At 40.7% G+C, this 17,249-nt stretch carries 15 protein-coding genes; 11 read left to right on the forward strand and 4 right to left on the reverse strand.

What is annotated here, in order from left to right; all coding sequences use genetic code 11:
- Nucleotides 1-156 precede the first annotated feature (156 nt).
- The 4 genes from ACP5NR_RS00135 to ACP5NR_RS00150 all read right to left on the reverse strand — a co-directional run bounded on the left by ACP5NR_RS00135 (nt 157) and on the right by ACP5NR_RS00150 (nt 3,276).
- Nucleotides 157-1,185 carry a hypothetical protein gene (locus ACP5NR_RS00135; RefSeq protein WP_428005748.1) on the reverse strand — a complete coding sequence of 343 codons (1,029 nt, stop codon included), beginning with the start codon at nt 1,183-1,185 and terminating at the stop codon, nt 157-159.
- Nucleotides 1,157-1,600, reverse strand: coding sequence for a hypothetical protein (locus ACP5NR_RS00140; RefSeq protein ID WP_428005749.1), 444 nt, complete (start codon nt 1,598-1,600; stop codon nt 1,157-1,159). The genes ACP5NR_RS00135 and ACP5NR_RS00140 overlap by 29 nt, the downstream gene beginning before the upstream one ends.
- On the reverse strand, nt 1,597-2,646 hold the full coding sequence (locus tag ACP5NR_RS00145) for a DUF933 domain-containing protein (RefSeq protein WP_428005750.1): 1,050 nt from the start codon (nt 2,644-2,646) through the stop codon (nt 1,597-1,599). Before ACP5NR_RS00145 ends, ACP5NR_RS00140 begins: the two co-directional genes overlap by 4 nt.
- A gap of 381 nt (nt 2,647-3,027) precedes the next feature.
- Nucleotides 3,028-3,276: a S4 domain-containing protein gene (locus ACP5NR_RS00150; protein WP_428005751.1), complete on the reverse strand. Its 249-nt coding sequence runs from the start codon at nt 3,274-3,276 to the stop codon at nt 3,028-3,030.
- A 310-nt stretch (nt 3,277-3,586) separates the two neighbouring features.
- On the opposite strand from ACP5NR_RS00150, the gene ACP5NR_RS00155 reads away from it, so the two are divergent.
- The 11 genes from ACP5NR_RS00155 (at nt 3,587) to ACP5NR_RS00205 (ending at nt 17,244) form a co-directional block, all read left to right on the forward strand.
- Nucleotides 3,587-4,858: an HD-GYP domain-containing protein gene (locus ACP5NR_RS00155; RefSeq protein ID WP_428005752.1), complete on the forward strand. Its 1,272-nt coding sequence runs from the start codon at nt 3,587-3,589 to the stop codon at nt 4,856-4,858.
- Complete coding sequence (locus ACP5NR_RS00160; RefSeq protein WP_428005753.1) at nt 4,855-5,385, forward strand: DUF5317 domain-containing protein; 531 nt, start codon at nt 4,855-4,857, stop codon at nt 5,383-5,385. The genes ACP5NR_RS00155 and ACP5NR_RS00160 overlap by 4 nt, the downstream gene beginning before the upstream one ends.
- A complete protein-coding gene (locus ACP5NR_RS00165) occupies nt 5,372-5,761 on the forward strand; it encodes a DUF134 domain-containing protein (RefSeq protein WP_428005754.1) in 390 nt (129 codons plus the stop codon). The genes ACP5NR_RS00160 and ACP5NR_RS00165 overlap by 14 nt, the downstream gene beginning before the upstream one ends.
- A 277-nt stretch (nt 5,762-6,038) precedes the next feature.
- Nucleotides 6,039-7,934, forward strand: coding sequence for a methionine--tRNA ligase (metG, locus tag ACP5NR_RS00170; protein ID WP_428005755.1), 1,896 nt, complete (start codon nt 6,039-6,041; stop codon nt 7,932-7,934).
- Between the two features lie 10 nt (nt 7,935-7,944).
- Nucleotides 7,945-10,374, forward strand: a complete 2,430-nt coding sequence (gyrA, locus tag ACP5NR_RS00175) for a DNA gyrase subunit A (RefSeq protein ID WP_428005756.1) — start codon at nt 7,945-7,947, stop codon at nt 10,372-10,374.
- Complete coding sequence (gene truA, locus ACP5NR_RS00180) at nt 10,371-11,150, forward strand: tRNA pseudouridine(38-40) synthase TruA (protein WP_428005757.1); 780 nt, start codon at nt 10,371-10,373, stop codon at nt 11,148-11,150. Before gyrA ends, truA begins: the two co-directional genes overlap by 4 nt.
- Nucleotides 11,131-11,901 (forward strand): TlyA family RNA methyltransferase, encoded by a 771-nt coding sequence (locus ACP5NR_RS00185; protein ID WP_428005211.1) that lies wholly within the window; start codon nt 11,131-11,133, stop codon nt 11,899-11,901. The genes truA and ACP5NR_RS00185 overlap by 20 nt, the downstream gene beginning before the upstream one ends.
- Before the next feature lies 1 nt (nt 11,902).
- Nucleotides 11,903-14,371 carry a preprotein translocase subunit SecA gene (gene secA / locus ACP5NR_RS00190; protein WP_428005210.1) on the forward strand — a complete coding sequence of 823 codons (2,469 nt, stop codon included), beginning with the start codon at nt 11,903-11,905 and terminating at the stop codon, nt 14,369-14,371.
- 9 nt (nt 14,372-14,380) lie between these two features.
- Nucleotides 14,381-15,493, forward strand: coding sequence for a peptide chain release factor 2 (gene prfB / locus ACP5NR_RS00195; RefSeq protein WP_428005209.1), 1,113 nt, complete (start codon nt 14,381-14,383; stop codon nt 15,491-15,493).
- Complete coding sequence (locus ACP5NR_RS00200; protein WP_428005208.1) at nt 15,483-16,364, forward strand: hypothetical protein; 882 nt, start codon at nt 15,483-15,485, stop codon at nt 16,362-16,364. Before prfB ends, ACP5NR_RS00200 begins: the two co-directional genes overlap by 11 nt.
- Nucleotides 16,330-17,244, forward strand: a complete 915-nt coding sequence (locus ACP5NR_RS00205) for a hypothetical protein (protein WP_428005207.1) — start codon at nt 16,330-16,332, stop codon at nt 17,242-17,244. The genes ACP5NR_RS00200 and ACP5NR_RS00205 overlap by 35 nt, the downstream gene beginning before the upstream one ends.
- The last annotated feature ends 5 nt before the right edge of the window (nt 17,245-17,249 follow it).

A 17,249-nucleotide genomic window follows, 5' to 3' on the forward strand; every position in this document is an offset into this window, starting at 1 on the left:
CGTAGAAAGGCAAACTGGCGGCGGAGAGCAGGATACCGCGAGGTGGCCTCCGCAGCAACGCGAGGACCAGACATCGAGATGGTGCCTGCCGGAGCCGACGCACAAAAACAGCGCATGGCAAATAACGTATAAAAAAAAGATTAGACAACGAAATTTTTACTGTCCGATTCTCACGATCAAAATTGATTGCATTCCTTTGAAAATGAGATATCGATCTGTTAAGCCAACTTTTACATATTTCTCGTTTATTCTCGAAAAAAATTGTTGAAATTTTCTTGGTGCGATAGGAATTCTCACCGCTCTGCCCCATTGAATGGGATATGTGTATTCATACGCCGATACCTGAGAAAGCACAACGAATTTCATCGTCTCAGAGAGATCAAGATATCCTCTTCCACCATTCCTTCTTTGAAATCTTGACGAAAGCGTGGCGCCTTCCTTTAAAGCCTTTACAGGAATTTCAAAATCCACACCGTCAAAGTTCATGATCTCTTCTATTCTTCCTGTATCTTCAAGTGAATTAGAACAGATATTCAAAGTACCATCCGAAAATTTCATTTCAATCGTTTTTGAATATCCAAACTTTATCTTATCTTCTCTTATGGAATCAAGTGTTTTGACGAGATGCCTGACACTTTCATATGGAATTTCGATTGCAAAGTCGGTACCGTGAAAGTTCATGAAAGCTAAGCCTGTGTGACCATAATCTTCGCATGCCGAAAAAAATCTGCCGTTTTGAGACCCGACGAAGATCATTTGTCCTTCCCTCGATATTATGCTTCCAATATCAAGCGTCCTTTTCAATTGCATGGTATCAACGATCTGATCTGTTTCGACTTCATCTTTTTTTCTGGGGTTTTGGACAAAAGGATGGAGAATGGATATGATCTCAGTACCTTTTGAAATCTGAAAAGTCGATCCGAATTCCATGACCACATCTTCGTTTTTTTCTCTCAAAAGTAATTTAAGATCATCTAAAAGTACCGCGTAGAATCCATCAAAAGATGCTATCTCCCCGAGTACAAGATCAACCGACAGGCATCCATCCGTTCCGTAAGCCATAAGATTTCCGGCACTTGCGTAAAAATAAACCCTTCTTGTTGACGGTTCGATGGTTCCGGTTACTCTGTCGAAGATCCTTACAAATCTTGCAAACTTATGATGATCTATCTTTATCTTTGACATATTTTCGATCCCTTAAACCTATCGGAATGACCACAAGACCTATGAGAATAGACAAAGGAATTGAACCAAAACGCTCGTACATCAAAAGGGCAACGGTTGCTCCAACAAAAAGCCATGAAAGTATCGAAAAAAAGATTTTGAAAAACATATCCGATAGCACAAAGAAAACAGCGGCAGAACTTAAAATGTAGACGAATTGCGGCACCAACGGAACGGTATCTTTTGACCACAAAAGAATCGTTACAAGATAAAGGAATATCAACGTTATCTGTGAGATTTTGAAATGTCTCTTTTTGTGAAGCACAAAGGTTACAATTGCAGCGCCCGCGAAAAATGCATAAGCAGACCATTCGACATGAAGGACGAAGGCTATGAAATAAAAAAACGCACCGGTCAGAATTCCAAAGAAGATCACACGCTAAACCTCACGTTCACTATATCACCATCTTCAACTATCGAGTCTTTTCCTTCTAACTTCATAAGGCCATTCGCTTTTATCTCTTTCATCGAACCAAGACGCTTGAGATCTTCGAATTTGACAACTTCAGCCCTTATAAATCCTCTTTCCAGATCCGTGTGTATTTTCCCTGCTGCCTCTTTAAAGGTCAAACCGCGCTTTATAGTCCACGCTTTAGTTTCGTCTTCTCCAGCCGTGAAAAAGGAAATGAGGCCGAGGCTTGAGTAAAGTACCTTTGAAAGTCTTTGAATACCGCTTTCTGTGAGACCGAGATCTTTTAAGAATTCAACTCTTTCAGATTCTTCAAGATCGTTTATCTCCATTTCCATTTTTCCACATACTTCCATCATTGAAAAGCCATTTTCTTCCGCTACCTTTTTTACGCCCTCTTTGCCTTTGTAATCGTGAGATCTAAAAGCATTCTCGTCCAGATTCACGACGATCACAGACTCAAGTAACGTAAAAAATGAAAAAGAGTTCAGGATTTTTTTCTCATCATCGCTTAAATCCGCAAGTTTGACGAACTTTCCATCGTTTAAAATGATCAGGCACTTTTCAAGCGCTTTAAGTTGAGTTTCTTCAACCGTTGATAACTTACGCTTTGCGTTTTTCAATTTTTCAACGTTGGACTCGGCGATTTCAAGGTCTCTGACAAGCAATTCATCTCGAAGATATTGGACTTCTTTAGAAGCGTCATCGAAATACTTTGGAACGGATTCATCTTCAAAAGCACGAATTATCCACAAAATAGCGTCGACATTTTGAATTTTCATGAGGATCTGGTTTTTGTCTTTCCTCGAGAGTTCCGGCGATAGCCCAGGCAAATCGACAAGTTCTATCGTCGCGTAAGTCGTTTTTTTGGGGTTAAACATCTTCGAAAGAAAATCGACCCTTTCGTCACGAACTTTTGCAACGCCAATTTCATCGTTCACATCTGTTCCAACTAACAATTTGAAAACAGTTGTCTTTCCGGAAAATGGTGCACCGTATATTCCAACTTTCAATTGAATTCACTCACCTTTCTTCTTTTAAATGTAAACGGTAAAGAGTGACGCATAACGCGTAATCAGTAAAACAACGAACTCCGGCTTCACGCTTCCCACCTCCGTCTGTCATTCCAGTCGAAGAACTGTACTAAACCAGTTTTAAATTTCGAATCATCGCTGTGGCAGGTGTCCCACTCGATGTCTGTCCTCGCTCCGCTGCGAAGGCCATCTCGAGGGCATCCTGCCCTTCGCTTAAATTAAATGAACATTCGACTTTTAAAGTTATTTAAGTATGGAATCGCCTTTTGCCTTTGGCTGCTTACTCGTTACTGATCACGTGTCACTGTTTTTTCTACGCGCTACCGGCTACGAGCCACATGCTGTTTTACTGACTACCGATTACGCGTCACTGCTTTTGCTGTATATTTCAAAATAATTTCCTTTTTCATTTTTTTGAGGTATATCGATAATTTTTATCGTAAATGTTTCATCTCTCATATGAATCGTCAGAATATCTCCTATTTTAACCTCGTAAGATGGCTTGAGAACCCTTCCGTCCTTAGAGACTCCACCGAGATCTATCAAATCCTGAGAAACAGTTCTTCTTTTTACTATACCGGAAACCTTTAAAAACTTGTCAAGTCTCATCTTTACCCCCAAATATCATCATTTGCAATTATAACATATCGCCGGTGGATATATTTTTGCAAAATGTGGTATGATCGTCTTAGCGAGTATCAAAGAGAAGTTTCTCAGATCAAAAATCTCCATAGCGGAGGCTTAACCCTTTATAATCTTTAAAACCATGTAAAATCCAAAAAATCAATTTTGAAAGGGGGTAAGTCTCATGAAAGGAAAAATATTCAGACTCGCTATCGTTGCCGGCGGACTTCTTAGTTTAGTCCTTGCCGCCGTCGGAAGTTCAAGGTGGATGTAAATTTCCTGAAGAGGTGAAATCGTGTCTTTATCGTTGAAGTTTTACATAGCAATTATCACGATTATTTCAGGGGCGCTTATTTGCGCCCTCCTCTTCTTTCACGAGACTGTCGATCCATGGTGGATCCTTATAATATGGGCATTAAGCGGGTGGGTCGCGGATTCCTATCCAGTTGAGGTCAGAAAGATAAATGGAAACAGATGGATGATAGGATTAAGCATGACCTTTAATCTTTCCGCCGCCGTGATTTTTTCTCCGATAAGTGCGATGTTTATATCAATGTTCGCCGGACTACCTCCTTTAGAAAATGCTAACGCTAAATGGTATAAATCCATTTTCAACGTTGCGCAAATTTCGATAGCAACCTTTGCCGCCGCTTATGTATACAGATTATTTCCGGTTAATTCGGAAATCGTGAAGATTTTTGCCATACTAATAGCAATAGGCGTTTATGCCATAATAAACAACACGTTTGTAGCAGGTGCCGTGAGTTTGGCGACAAAAAAGCGATTCGGCGGCATTTTAAAGGATGTCTTGATAGATTTCTTTGGATTGAGTATCTTCATTTCTCTGGCAATTTCATATCTGGCGATATATCTATACCCTTACGTTCATTTTTACGTCATCTTCATCATATTGGGGCCTTTGCTTGCGATAAGATTTGTCATAAACCTTTACAGAAAATTTCTCAACACAAAGTTGGAAGCCATGTACGCGCTCACAAAGGCGCTCGAGGAAAAAGACCCTTACACGGCAGGCCACGGTGAGCGTGTTAGTTTGTACTGCGAGGTTATAGCCGAGAAGATAGGCATATACGGAAAGCGTCTCGATGATTTGAAGATTGCCGCCCAGTTGCATGATATAGGTAAGATCGGCGTCAGAGATATCGTCCTGAACAAACCCGCAAGACTAACAGACACCGAATATGACGAGATAAAGCGACATCCCGTTGATGGGGCAAGGATAATTTCTGAAATACCATCTCTTGAAAGAATTGTGCCATGGGTAAGGTATCACCACGAAAGATGGAATGGCACAGGTTATCCGGACGGTAAAAAAGGAAAGGACATACCTTTGGAGGCGAGGATAATAGGTATCTGCGATGTTTACGATGCGCTTACGACGAAAAGGTCTTATCGAGACGAATTCACGCACGATGAGGCTGTAAAAATGATCGTATCAGGAAGCGGGAAGGACTTCGATCCCGAACTTGTCACGGCTTTGATAGAATCCAAAGACAGGTTTAACGAGATAAGGGTTGCAAAAGCACCTTTGTACATGAGTGAAAAATGATATACATCTACGTTGTTGTTTTAGGTATCATCGCTGCTTTGATCTTCAAAAGAAATGTATGGAATCCTCTCAACGCAGAATTCAAATGGTTTTATCTTGTGTTTGTGCCCTTTATCCTTGAGTTGATCGCTGTTTTTGGAAATTTCGGAGATATCGCCAATTATCTTACATCGATTGCTTACATACTTTTGATAATCTTTTGCGTTGTAAACTGGCGCATAAAAGGTTTTCCTTTCATAACGATAGGAGCGGCATCAAACACAACGGTGATTCTTTTGAACGGCGGAAGAATGCCACTTTCAAAAACAACACTCGTGCTTGCCGGCCTTCCGGCAGATACGATGGATCCGAAACATGTTTTGATGACTTCATCGACGATTTTACCTTTTATGGGAGATGTGATTCCAATAAATTTTCTGGGTCTACATTACGCTTGCAGCATCGGAGATCTTTTTGTTTACACGGGACTTTTTCTTTTGATATATCTTAACACCAAAAAAAGAGGTGCTGAAATTGGCAAGACCTAAAAAATACAGAATGGTTGAATATGTTTTGAAATCCTCTGAATTTTCTCCCGATCAACCAACGGGAGAGGTTGAAATTTCGATGGATGAACTTGAGGCTATGCGCCTTGCCGACATCGAGGGAATGTATCAGGCTGATGCCGCTGAACTCATGGGTATATCAAGGCAGACCTTTGGCAGAATCGTAGATTCAGTGCACGCAAAGGTCGCAGATGCTATAATAAATTCTAAAAAAATAAAGACAGGCAACATGGGAAGATGCAGAGTTGTGAAGTTGATGAAATGCGATAGTTGCGGAAAAACATTCAGAACTCCCGTTGATTATACCGGTCACGAATGTCCTTATTGCCACAAAGAGCATATTCACGAAATAGAATGAAAAAACGGCAGGTGGCTCGTAGCGGGTAGCGCGTAGAAAAAATAGTGACACGTGATCAGTAACGAGTAAGCAGCCAAAGGCAAAAGGCGATTCCAGTTCTTCGACTGGAATGACGGACAGAGGCGGAAAGCAGGATGCCTTTCTTATGTGCTACGAGCCACACGCTACCTGCCATTAGAGGCACCTTCTAAATAAACTTTCGGCTTGTGAATTAAGTATAGTATAATATTATATGAGTTAAGCAAAAAATGCCGACTTGAATTAAGAGGTGAAAGATTTGTCAAAAACTTTTTACGTAACAACGCCGATATATTACGTGAATTCCGATCCGCACATCGGATCTGCTTACACGACGATCGTTGCTGATGTTGTTGCGCGTTACAAACGCATGATGGGTTATGATACTTTTTTTCTTACCGGTACAGACGAGCACGGTCAAAAAATACTTAGGGCTGCCAAAGAAAAGGGATTGGATCCACAGAATTTCGTCGATGATCTGGCAACCAAATTCGTCAAATTGTGGAAAGAACTTGACATATCAAACGATCTTTTCATAAGAACGACAGATGATTATCACGTCAAAACCGTTCAATCGCTTTTCCAAAAAATTTACGACAACAAAGACATATACCTTGGAAAATACGAAGGATGGTATTGCGTTCACGATGAAACTTTCTGGACTGAAAAGGATATAGGTCCTGATAAATTATGTCCCGTTTGCCACAGACCTTTAGAGCACGTTGAGGAAGAAAATTACTTTTTTAAACTTTCGAAATATACCAAGCCTCTGCTTGAATATTTCAAAGCACATCCTGATTTCGTTGAACCTGATTTCAGAAGAAACGAGATGATCAGAATTCTTGAAGGAGGTCTTGATGACATAAGCGTATCGAGAACCTCTTTCAACTGGGGTATACCTTTGCCGTTTGATTCAAAGCATGTCATTTACGTATGGTTCGATGCTTTGATAAATTACATTTCCGCAATAGGATATGGAAGAGACGATAAGATGTTCAACAAATACTGGCCTGCCGATGTGCATTTCGTTGGGAAAGAGATAAATCGTTTCCATTCTTTGATATGGCCGGCCATGCTCATGAGCGCAGGATTGCCTTTGCCCAAAAAGATCTTTGCCCATGGATGGCTTACCGTCAACGGAGAGAAAATTTCAAAATCAAAGGGTAACGCTGTCGATCCGAGGATACTTGTCAACGCTTACGGATTGGATGCCGTAAAATATTATCTTCTGAGAGATATATCTTTTGGCAATGATGGGGACTTTTCCGAAGATAATCTCATCGTCAGGATAAACGCAGATCTTGCCAACGATCTTGGAAACCTTGTTCACAGGACACTTTCAATGGTAAACCAGAACTTTTCCGAACTGCCTTCTCCAAAAGTTCAAAGTGCAGTTGATGAAGATTTAAAAACTTTACTTTTAAAAACCATAGATGATTATTTTAAATACATGGAAAAATTCAAATTCACCGAATCTTTAACGCAGATATGGGATTTGATTAAATTTTCAAACAAATATGTGGATCTTACGGAGCCATGGTTACTTGCAAAAGATCCATCCAAGCATGAAAGGCTCGGGACGGTACTTTACAACCTTGTCGATGTTATCAGAAATGTATCTATAATGCTTTCCCCGATAATGGTAAAAACGGCACAAAATCTTTCAAACAAGATAAATCAAAAGATAGACGTCAATCTTTTAGGATGGCACAAAACCATTTCTGGGGTGAAAATAGAAGTTGGAGATCCTCTATTTCCGAGGATAGACACGACGATATGGAAAAAGGTGATAAAAATGGTGGAAACAAATGAACAGGTCTCTGACAAGAAGCCGGAGATAACGATAGAAGATTTCGCAAAACTTGATCTAAGAGTTGCTAAAATAAAACAGGCCGAAAGGGTTCCAAAATCCGATAAACTCGTCAAATTGTTGCTTGACATAGCGGGCGAAGAAAGACAAATAGTCGCCGGAATAGGCGCTGTTTATACGCCTGAATCTTTGATCGGCAGAGAGATCATCGTCATTTACAACCTCAAGCCTGCCAAGTTAATGGGAGTAGATTCAAACGGAATGCTTTTGGCCGCCAAAGACGGCGGAAAATTGAGAATTCTTACGGTTGACGGTTTTGTCGAAACCGGCGCCAAAATCTCTTGAGGTGTTTATGATGGAGGAGATAAAAAGATCTATTTCGGAAGAACTCGTTGAATCTTACATGAATTACTCGATGAGTGTCATAATCGGAAGGGCAATTCCGGATGTAAGAGATGGGCTTAAACCCGTTCAACGCAGAATACTCTTTTCGATGAAAGAACTCAACCTCAAAAATAGCGGGCCGACGAAAAAGAGCGCGAGGATTGTCGGAGAGGTCATGGGTAAATATCATCCGCACGGAGATATGGCGATATACGATGCGATCGTTAGACTTGCCCAGGATTTCACGATGAGATATCCACTTGTTCAAGGACAGGGTAACTTTGGGTCGATAGACAGAGATCCGGCGGCGGCTTCGAGGTACACGGAGGCAAAGTTATCGAAATTGGCCGAAGAGATGTTAGAAGATATAGACGAAAATACGGTCGATATGGTTCCGAATTTCGATGAAACGCTCAACGAACCTGTTGTGTTGCCGTCCAAAATACCGCAGTTGTTACTCAACGGTGCATCAGGTATAGCCGTGGGTATGGCGACATCCATTCCTCCGCACAATATAGGTGAACTTGCCGATCTTATAGTGAAGTTCATAGACGATCCGCAGATGGACGATGAAAAGGTTGCCGGACTTTTAAAAGGGCCGGATTTCCCAACCGGCGGCATCATCATGGACTCAGAATCTATAAAAAATATATATCTGACCGGCCGTGGAAGTCTTATCGTAAGATCGAGAACGAGCATAGAAGAAATCAAAAACAGAAACAGAATAGTCGTTACCGAAATACCTTACGGTGTTTCAAAGGCAACCTTAATAGAGGAGATAGCCGATTACGCTAAAAATGCCAAAGAAACCTTAATTTCGGATATTCGAGATGAATCAGACAAAGACGGTCTTAGAATCGTGATCGAAGTTTCAAGAAATGCCGATCCCAATATAGTCCTGAACAGGCTTTTAAAGCATACATCCCTTGAGACGCATTTTGCAGTTCACATGCTTGTCATAGACCATGGCAAGCCCAAACTCATGAATTTAAAGCAAATCATAAAAGCCTTTGTGGATCACAGGTATGAAGTCGTAAAAAGAAGAAGCCAATTCGAATTTGAAAGATTTTCGAAAAGGGCGCATGTCGTCGAAGGATTGATAAAAGCATCGATGGCAATAGGTACGGTTGTCGATATAGTTAAAAATGCCAAAGATCTGGGAGATGCCATCGATGGTCTTATGAAAGTTCTGGGAGTTTCAAAAGAACAGGCCGATGCCATAATGGACATGAAACTTCAGAGGTTGACGACTCTTGAGCACCAAAAGTTAGATGAAGAATACAGAACGCTCACGCAGGATATGTCAAAGTTAAGAGAACTTTTGGGTGCGGACGAAAAGATCATGGAAGAGATAAAAAAAGAGACACTATACATAAAAGAGAAGTATGGCGATAAAAGAAGAAGCGAGATAGCCCAAAACACCGAAAGCATAAACATAGAAGATCTTATAACGGATGACGATATGGTTGTAACTATAACACGGAACGGATATGTTTCTTCGACAAAACTCGAAAATTACAAGATGCAGAACAGAGGCGGAAAAGGCAACATCTCGATGCGCACGAGAGAAGATGATTACATCGAGCATGCCTTTGTGACAACGCGCCTGAGTTATACAGGGTTCATAACAAATCTTGGAAAGTTCTACTTCATGAAAAATTACAACTTTCAGGAAAGCGAAAAAGGCACAAAGGGTAAACTTATATTGAATTATTTCAACCTTTCGCCAAACGAAAAGGTGAAATCGATTATCTCGATAGGTCACAACCTTGACTCTTCAAAAGACCTTTGGATAGCCACTAAAAAAGGGAAGATAAAAAGAATGTCCCTTGGCAATTTCTCATTCAGATTCAACGGTGTCAATGCACTTAAACTCGAGGATGAAGATGAAGTCGTCGATACGGCCCTGACAGATACAAAAGATAAAAACATCATAGTGCTTTCAACGATGAAGGGTTTTGTGTCTTCCTTCAAAGACGAAGATGTAAGACAAATGGGAAAAAATGCCATGGGAATAAAAGGCATAAAACTTCAATCTGGTGATGAAGTTGTTTCCATGATAGTGGTTAAAGAAAGTGAAATTGAAGACATTCAACTGCTTACCATAAGCGAAAAAGGCCTTGGTAAGAGAAGTCGTTTTTCCGATTACGCCGTGCACAGACGTGGAGCGCGTGGGCTTAGAAATCTTAAACTTACCGGAAAGAACGGATTTGTCGTCGGAACCGTGAAAGTTGTGGAATCGGACGAAATAATAGCCGTTACGGCGAGCGGAAAAGCGATAAGATTTAAAGTCTCGGATCTTTCCATAACAAGTAGAAATACACAGGGATTCAGATGCATCGATGTAGACGAAGATGACAAAGTCGTTACCTTTGCGCCGCTGAGAGGGATCGATTCTTGAAAGTCGTTTGTGCCATAGCATACGATGGAACGAATTTTCATGGTTCTCAATTTCACCCTGTCGTAAGAACAGTTCAGGGAGAATTTAACATAGCGCTTGAAAAAATTCTAAAACAGCCTTTGAGAACGGATCTCGCTGGCAGAACAGATGCCGGAGTACACGCAAATTACCAGGTTTGTTCGTTTGATCTTACAAACAAAAGGATGAACGAAAAGAATTTCAAGGAAGCGTTTAATTCTTTACTGCCCGATGATATGCGCGTTATGAAAGTGTGGTTTGAAGATGATTCCTTCAATCCGAGAAGCAATGCGACAAAAAGGATTTACCACTACTTCATATACAACGCTAAAGAAAGAAATGTGTTTTTAAGGGACCGTGTATGGTGGTTCCCGTACCATTTGGATGTCGAGAAAATGAGAGAAGGAGCCAGATACTTTGAAGGTACACACGATTTTACCTCGTTTGCGTCTATAGACAAAGATGACGATCGAACTCCGGTAAGAACTATCTACAGGGTAAGAGTGCTGACATATTCAAAATACATGCTTGTAAGGTTTGAAGGTAAATCTTTCTTGCGCAGGATGGTGAGGAATATGGTTGGTACACTTGTCAAAGTCGGAACAGGCGATTGGAATCCGGAAAAAATCCAGGAATTGTTGGAAATAAAGGATAGAACGAAGGCCGGCGCAACAGCCCCCTCTCAGGGTCTTTACCTTTATCGCGTTTTCTTTGAACAAAAACAGAATAGGGTTGTCTATGAAGAAGAGAGTAGATGAAGTGCTCGTTTCACGTGGCCTTTTCTCTTCTCGCAGCAGGGCAAGAGACGAAGTACTTTTTGGAAGGATAAAGGTAAATGGTAAAATGGTATCGAAGGCAGGAAAATTGATAGAAGAAACTTCAAATATAGAGGTAGACGGCAAGACTTATGTTTCGCGCGGCGCTTACAAACTTTTGAAAGGTCTCGATGAATTTAAAATAGATCTGAAAGGCAAAGTGTGTTGCGATCTCGGATCTTCAACAGGTGGTTTTACGCAGGTTATGATCGAAAGAGGGGCGATACGCGTGTACGCCATCGATGTCGGGTCGGGAGAATTGAAAATAAAAGATCCAAGAATTGTGCTTATGGAAAAGACCAACGCGAGGTTTTTGAAAAGACGTGATTTTGAAATTCCGATAGATTTCGTATCGTGCGATCTTTCTTTTATATCTTTAAAACACATATTGCCGGTCATAAAGGAAATTTTGGGTGAGGACGGAATTTCCGTCTGTCTTGTGAAACCTCAATTTGAAACCGGTGCGAGAGTAAAAAACGGAATCGTAAGATCAAAGCACACTCACGTTGAGATTTTGGAAGAGGTGTTGAATTTCGCTCAAAGTGAAGGATTCAAAGTTGGGGGGTTGACCTTTTCGCCCATAAAGGGAGGAAGTGGAAACATAGAGTTTTTGATGGAATTGAACAAAAATTTTGCCGGTTCTTTTGACGTTGAGCGCGTCGTGGATTCGGCATGGATTGAACTGGAGGGATGAGATGTCTATTGTTGATAAAATATTCGATCCTAACAAAAGGTTTTTGAAGAGAGCCGAAAGGATCGTTGAAGAGATAAATAAATTTGAAGAAAAGATGAAATCCCTTGTGGATTCGGATTTTCCCGCTAAAACGGCCGAATTAAAAGATAGACTCGAAAAGGGAGAAACTTTGGATGACCTTTTGCCTGAAGCCTTTGCGCTTGCAAGAGAAGCATCCAAACGTGCACTTGGAATGAGGCCTTTCGATGTCCAGTTGATGGGGGCACTGGCACTTCATGAAGGCATGGTGGCTGAAATGAAGACCGGTGAAGGAAAGACCTTGGTTGCCGTTATGGCCGTCTATCTTAACTCTTTGGAAGGTAAAGGCGTGCACGTTGTAACCGTCAACGATTATCTTGCGAAAAGAGATGCCAATTGGATGGGACCCGCTTACGCACTTTTAGGCTTGAAAGTTGGGTTTCTGCAATCGGAAATGAATCAGGATGAAAGGAGAGCCGCTTACAACTGCGATATAACTTACGGGACTAACACGGAAATGGGATTTGACTATCTCAGAGACAATCTTGCCTATCTGCCGGAGCAAAGAGTTCAAAGAGGTCACAATTACGCCATTGTCGATGAAGTCGACAGCATCTTAATAGATGAGGCAAGAACTCCTTTGATAATCTCGGGACCGGCGGAAAACTCTTCGAGACTTTACAAACAATTCGCATCGCTTGCAAAAAAACTTAAAAGAGAAGAAGATTTCAAAATTGACGAAAAACAAAAGACGATCTCTTTGACCGAGGAAGGAATAAAGAAAACTGAATCGATGCTCGGCGTTGACAATCTTTACGATCCGGCAAACGTAGAATACAACTTTCACATGCTTAACGCTTTGAGAGCCTTACATCTATACAAAAAAGATGTTGATTACATCGTCAGAGGAAATGAGGTCGTCATAGTCGATGAATTCACCGGAAGAATTTTGGAAGGAAGAAGATACAACGAAGGACTTCATCAGGCCATCGAGGCAAAAGAAAATGTTCAGGTAAAAGAAGAGTCGATCACTTACGCGACTATAACACTTCAAAATTACTTTCTCATGTACAACAAAATTGCTGGTATGACCGGAACCGCTTACACCGAACGAGAAGAATTCGATCAGATATACAGGATGAAAGTTGTCATGATACCGACAAACAAACCCATGATAAGAAAAGACATGAACGATCTCATATACAGAACCGAAGTTGAAAAATATAACGCCATCGTTGAAGAAGTGGCGAGAAGGCATGAAAAAGGTCAACCTGTCCTTATAGGCACGACGTCGATAGAAAAGAACGAAAAACTCAGCGCTTTGCTGAAACGCAAAGGTATACCTCATGAAATTTTAAACGCCAAGAATCATGAAAAAGAGGCCGAAATAATAGCCAAAGCCGGAGAAAAAAATGCCGTCACCGTTGCAACAAACATGGCAGGTCGAGGCGTTGACATAAAACTTGGCGAAGGAGTTGTACAACTGGGCGGTCTTTTCGTGCTTGGCACCGAAAGGCATGAAGCAAGACGTATAGACAACCAGTTAAGAGGCAGATCAGGCCGCCAGGGAGATCCGGGAGAATCAAGATTTTACCTTTCGACTGAAGATAATTTGCTTAGAATTTTCGGCGGTGACAGGATGAAATCTCTCATGAACACCCTGAAAATTGCCGAAGGAGAGCCTATCGAACATTCGATGCTTTCCACTTTGATAGAACAGGCTCAAAAAAAGGTTGAAGGTATTCATTTTTCGATAAGAAAACATCTACTTGAACTCGATTCCGTGCTCGATAGACAAAGAAATGCCGTTTATTCACATAGAAATTGGCTTCTCGACGGTACAGATGTCGAAACACATCTCATGGAGATCTTCGAAGATGTCGTTGACAGAAGGATAGAAAATTACCTGCCCGGAAAAGATATAGATGCCTGGAATTGGGATACCCTTTCGAATGAATTGAAGATGATCTTTCCTTTCTTTTCTTTGGATGGAAAGTCAAAAGAAGATCAGGAAGAATTCAAATCCCAGATCATGAAAGAGATAAAAGAAAATTACGATATGAAGGTTTCCGAAGTAGGCGAAGATCATTTTCCGCAAATTCTCAAATACGTGATGTTGAAAGTCATAGATGAAAGATGGCGATTGCACCTTCAAGAGGTAGACCTTTTGAAAGAATCGGTCAACCTTAGGGCTTACGGTCAAAAAGATCCAGTCATTGAATTTAAGAGAGAAAGTTACGAACGATTTGAAGAAATGGTCGATGGAATGTACGATGATATATCGACGATAGTCTTCAGAATAGTCATGGTCGATGAACAAAAAGAGAAGGAACGTGCGAAAAAATCTTTCTCGGTTCTCCAAACCCAACATTCAGATTTCACACTGGCAAACGGAAAGGAACAGGAAAAAGTCGATCAGGCAAAAAAGAAAAGAATGCGCGTTAAAAGATGAGGTGATTCGGTGATAAATTACGATCTAAAAGTTAAGATAGACGACGTGGAAAAAAGATTCACAGAACTTTCCAAAGTATTCGATGATAAAAAGATTAAAGCGGAGATAGAATCTCTTGAGGGCAAAACCTCTACGGATGATTTTTGGAATGATCCGAGGAAAGCCCAGGACATATTAAAACAATTGAAAGAATACAAGGAAAAATATGAAATGTTCGAAAAAATGAAGTCAAAAATGGAAGACATGACGGTTGGCCTTGAACTTGCCGATGAAGATGAGGATTTTGTCCAACATCTCGAAGAGATCGTCGATAGCGCAAAAGATGCCGTTGAAAAATTTGAACTCGTGATGATGCTCAATGGAAAGTTTGACGATTTGAATTGTTACCTTTCGATTCACCCCGGAGCCGGCGGAACGGAATCTCACGATTGGGCACAGATGCTTTTAAGAATGTACACAAGATGGGCAGAACGTAAAGGATTCGAAATAGAAGAGATAGACCTTCAGCCGGGAGAAGAGGCCGGCATAAACAGCGCGACTATAATGATAAAAGGAGATTACGCTTACGGATTTTTGAAATATGAAAGGGGTGTTCACAGACTTGTCAGAATATCCCCATTCGATGCTGCAAAAAGAAGACATACATCTTTCGCCTCCATCAACGTTTTGCCAGAACTCAAAGAAGATGTTGAGGTTGAAATAAAAGACGAAGATTTAAGAATAGACACGTACAGAGCCTCGGGAGCCGGCGGACAGCACGTCAACAGAACCGATTCTGCCGTGAGAATAACTCATATTCCGAGCGGAATAGTGGTTGCATGTCAAAACGAAAGATCTCAATTTCAAAACAAAGATACCGCCATGAGGATTTTAAAGGCAAGATTGTACCAACTCGAACTCGAAAAAAGGCAGGCTGAATTGCAGAAGATTCAGGGTACTTTGAAAGAGATAAGTTGGGGAAGTCAAATAAGGTCTTACGTCTTTCAACCTTACACGATGGTCAAAGATCATCGCACCGATCATGAATCAGGAAATATTCAAGCGGTGATGGATGGAGAAATCGATGACTTTATTTACTCGGAACTCGTCTTCTTTGCTAAAATGGGTGTTGTTGATATTTGAACTTTTTGCATCGACGGGTTTTTCATCCGTTTACATCTTAAATCAATCTGGAAACAAGGAAATAACGAATCAGGTGAATGGATGGGACAACGAATTTTTGCCTTCACTTGAAAAAATGTGGGGGCTCTATCCTCAAAAACCAATTTACATGATCATAACCAATGAAAATCTTGGTCTCGAGATGGGAAATGCCACAGATTATCCAACCTTCTTTCAGGTAACGGTTACCATGCGATACCCTCTGTCCGAAACCAAAGGTACTGTGGCGCACGAGTTAATGCACGTTTTTCAATTCTCATGGATGGATAGATATGGCAAGCAGATGCCTTTATGGGTGATGGAAGGGTTGGCAACATGGTATGGCGGAAAAATGGGATTCTATCCTGCATCTTTGAATTACAATCCTTTTCTTTTTCAATCCGTAAATCCACTTGACTACGAAAACTATCCTTCTAACACGACAAATTTGCAGGAGTACTATGCCGAAGTTTACGCTCTTTTCCTTGAAATGAACAAAAAGATAAACTTCGAAAGCGCGCTTCCTCAAATACTCGAAAGCGTGAGATTGAATTCCGACTGGAAAATGGCTTTTTCCGAATCTCTCGGAGAAAATTTTGATCTTTTTTATTCGAACTGGCGGAATTCAACTTTTTATTATCTTGTTTTTGATTTTATAGCCTTCTGGGGGATATGGATTTTTGTCCCGATCTTTTTGCTTTACATCTTTTTAAAAAATTTCTTTCATACAAACAGAGAAGAAAATGATGATGAGATAAAACGCCTCGAAGACATTTACGGAAAAGCGTATTGGTCTAACGATGAAAAGGGAGAAACAGATGAAAAAAGTGATGGTGATAGCCGGACAAAATGACCAAACTTACGGCCAAAGATTAACTTACAGAAAAGTAAGAGACATCCTGACTGGAAAAAACATTGAATGTGCGTACCCAAAATTTTCTTTTCAGATGATGGCCATTATGCCATTTTACGATGGACTGATAGTTTCCGGCAGATTGGAAAACTTCTTTGAAAGTATCGCCATAATAGATTTAGCATTGGAATTCAGAAAACCGGTATTTTTTTTTGGTGTGAATCTTGAAGGAATGAAAAGAAATTTGTTATACCACGTTTCGACAGAACTTATGAGTCCTTTTCTGACGGGTTTTGTAACCGACGAGGTTGCCGCAAAATGGGCATCCTTGTGGTCACCTTCGAAAATAGAAGCAGGCGTTGATATCGCAAATGTGTATCTTTTAGAAAAGGCCGAGTACGAGAAAGGTAAATTCGCCGTTTTTGCACCTTCGCAAAACGGAATTTTGAAATACTCTCCGGATCAAGAATGGTTTTTACACACGGATTCGAGGGTAATCGTCGAAGATCCGAGAGATTCAAAAATTGCCGTGAAATTTGCCCAAAAAATCAAATCAGACGATGTGGCGTTGATCTTCAAAATTGAAGATATCATGGACGCAGTCAAAAATGCAAAATTTGTTTTATCTGAAAAGTTTTACGCAAGTCTCACGGCCATCACTTTTGAAACGCCGTTTTTGCATGTTGACAGAAAAGCAATTAGATATTTCGGAAAAGAGTTATCCGATTATGTTTGCAATCGGGAAGATACAGATCTTGCCCTTGCTTTTTCGAAAATCAACGAATTTGATCTTTCCAAAGTTCAAAATTTCAATTCGACGACAAAAGAAAGGTACAAAAAAATGCATTTGGCCCTTGATGAATTCATAAATGCTTTGTAAGGAGG

Origin of the sequence: Athalassotoga sp. (assembly GCF_049965695.1) — a bacterium.
Classification (GTDB): Bacteria; Thermotogota; Thermotogae; order Mesoaciditogales; family Mesoaciditogaceae; genus Athalassotoga.

Coding starts and splice junctions, on each gene's coding strand:
- ACP5NR_RS00150 (WP_428005751.1), bottom strand. CDS start 3,276: ATGAGACTTGACAAGTTTTTAAAGGTTTCCGGTATAGTAAAAAGAAGA.
- ACP5NR_RS00160 (WP_428005753.1), top strand. CDS start 4,855: ATGATATACATCTACGTTGTTGTTTTAGGTATCATCGCTGCTTTGATC.
- ACP5NR_RS00185 (WP_428005211.1), top strand. CDS start 11,131: ATGAAGAAGAGAGTAGATGAAGTGCTCGTTTCACGTGGCCTTTTCTCT.
- gyrA (WP_428005756.1), top strand. CDS start 7,945: ATGGAGGAGATAAAAAGATCTATTTCGGAAGAACTCGTTGAATCTTAC.
- ACP5NR_RS00205 (WP_428005207.1), top strand. CDS start 16,330: ATGAAAAAAGTGATGGTGATAGCCGGACAAAATGACCAAACTTACGGC.
- ACP5NR_RS00135 (WP_428005748.1), bottom strand. CDS start 1,185: ATGTCAAAGATAAAGATAGATCATCATAAGTTTGCAAGATTTGTAAGG.
- secA (WP_428005210.1), top strand. CDS start 11,903: ATGTCTATTGTTGATAAAATATTCGATCCTAACAAAAGGTTTTTGAAG.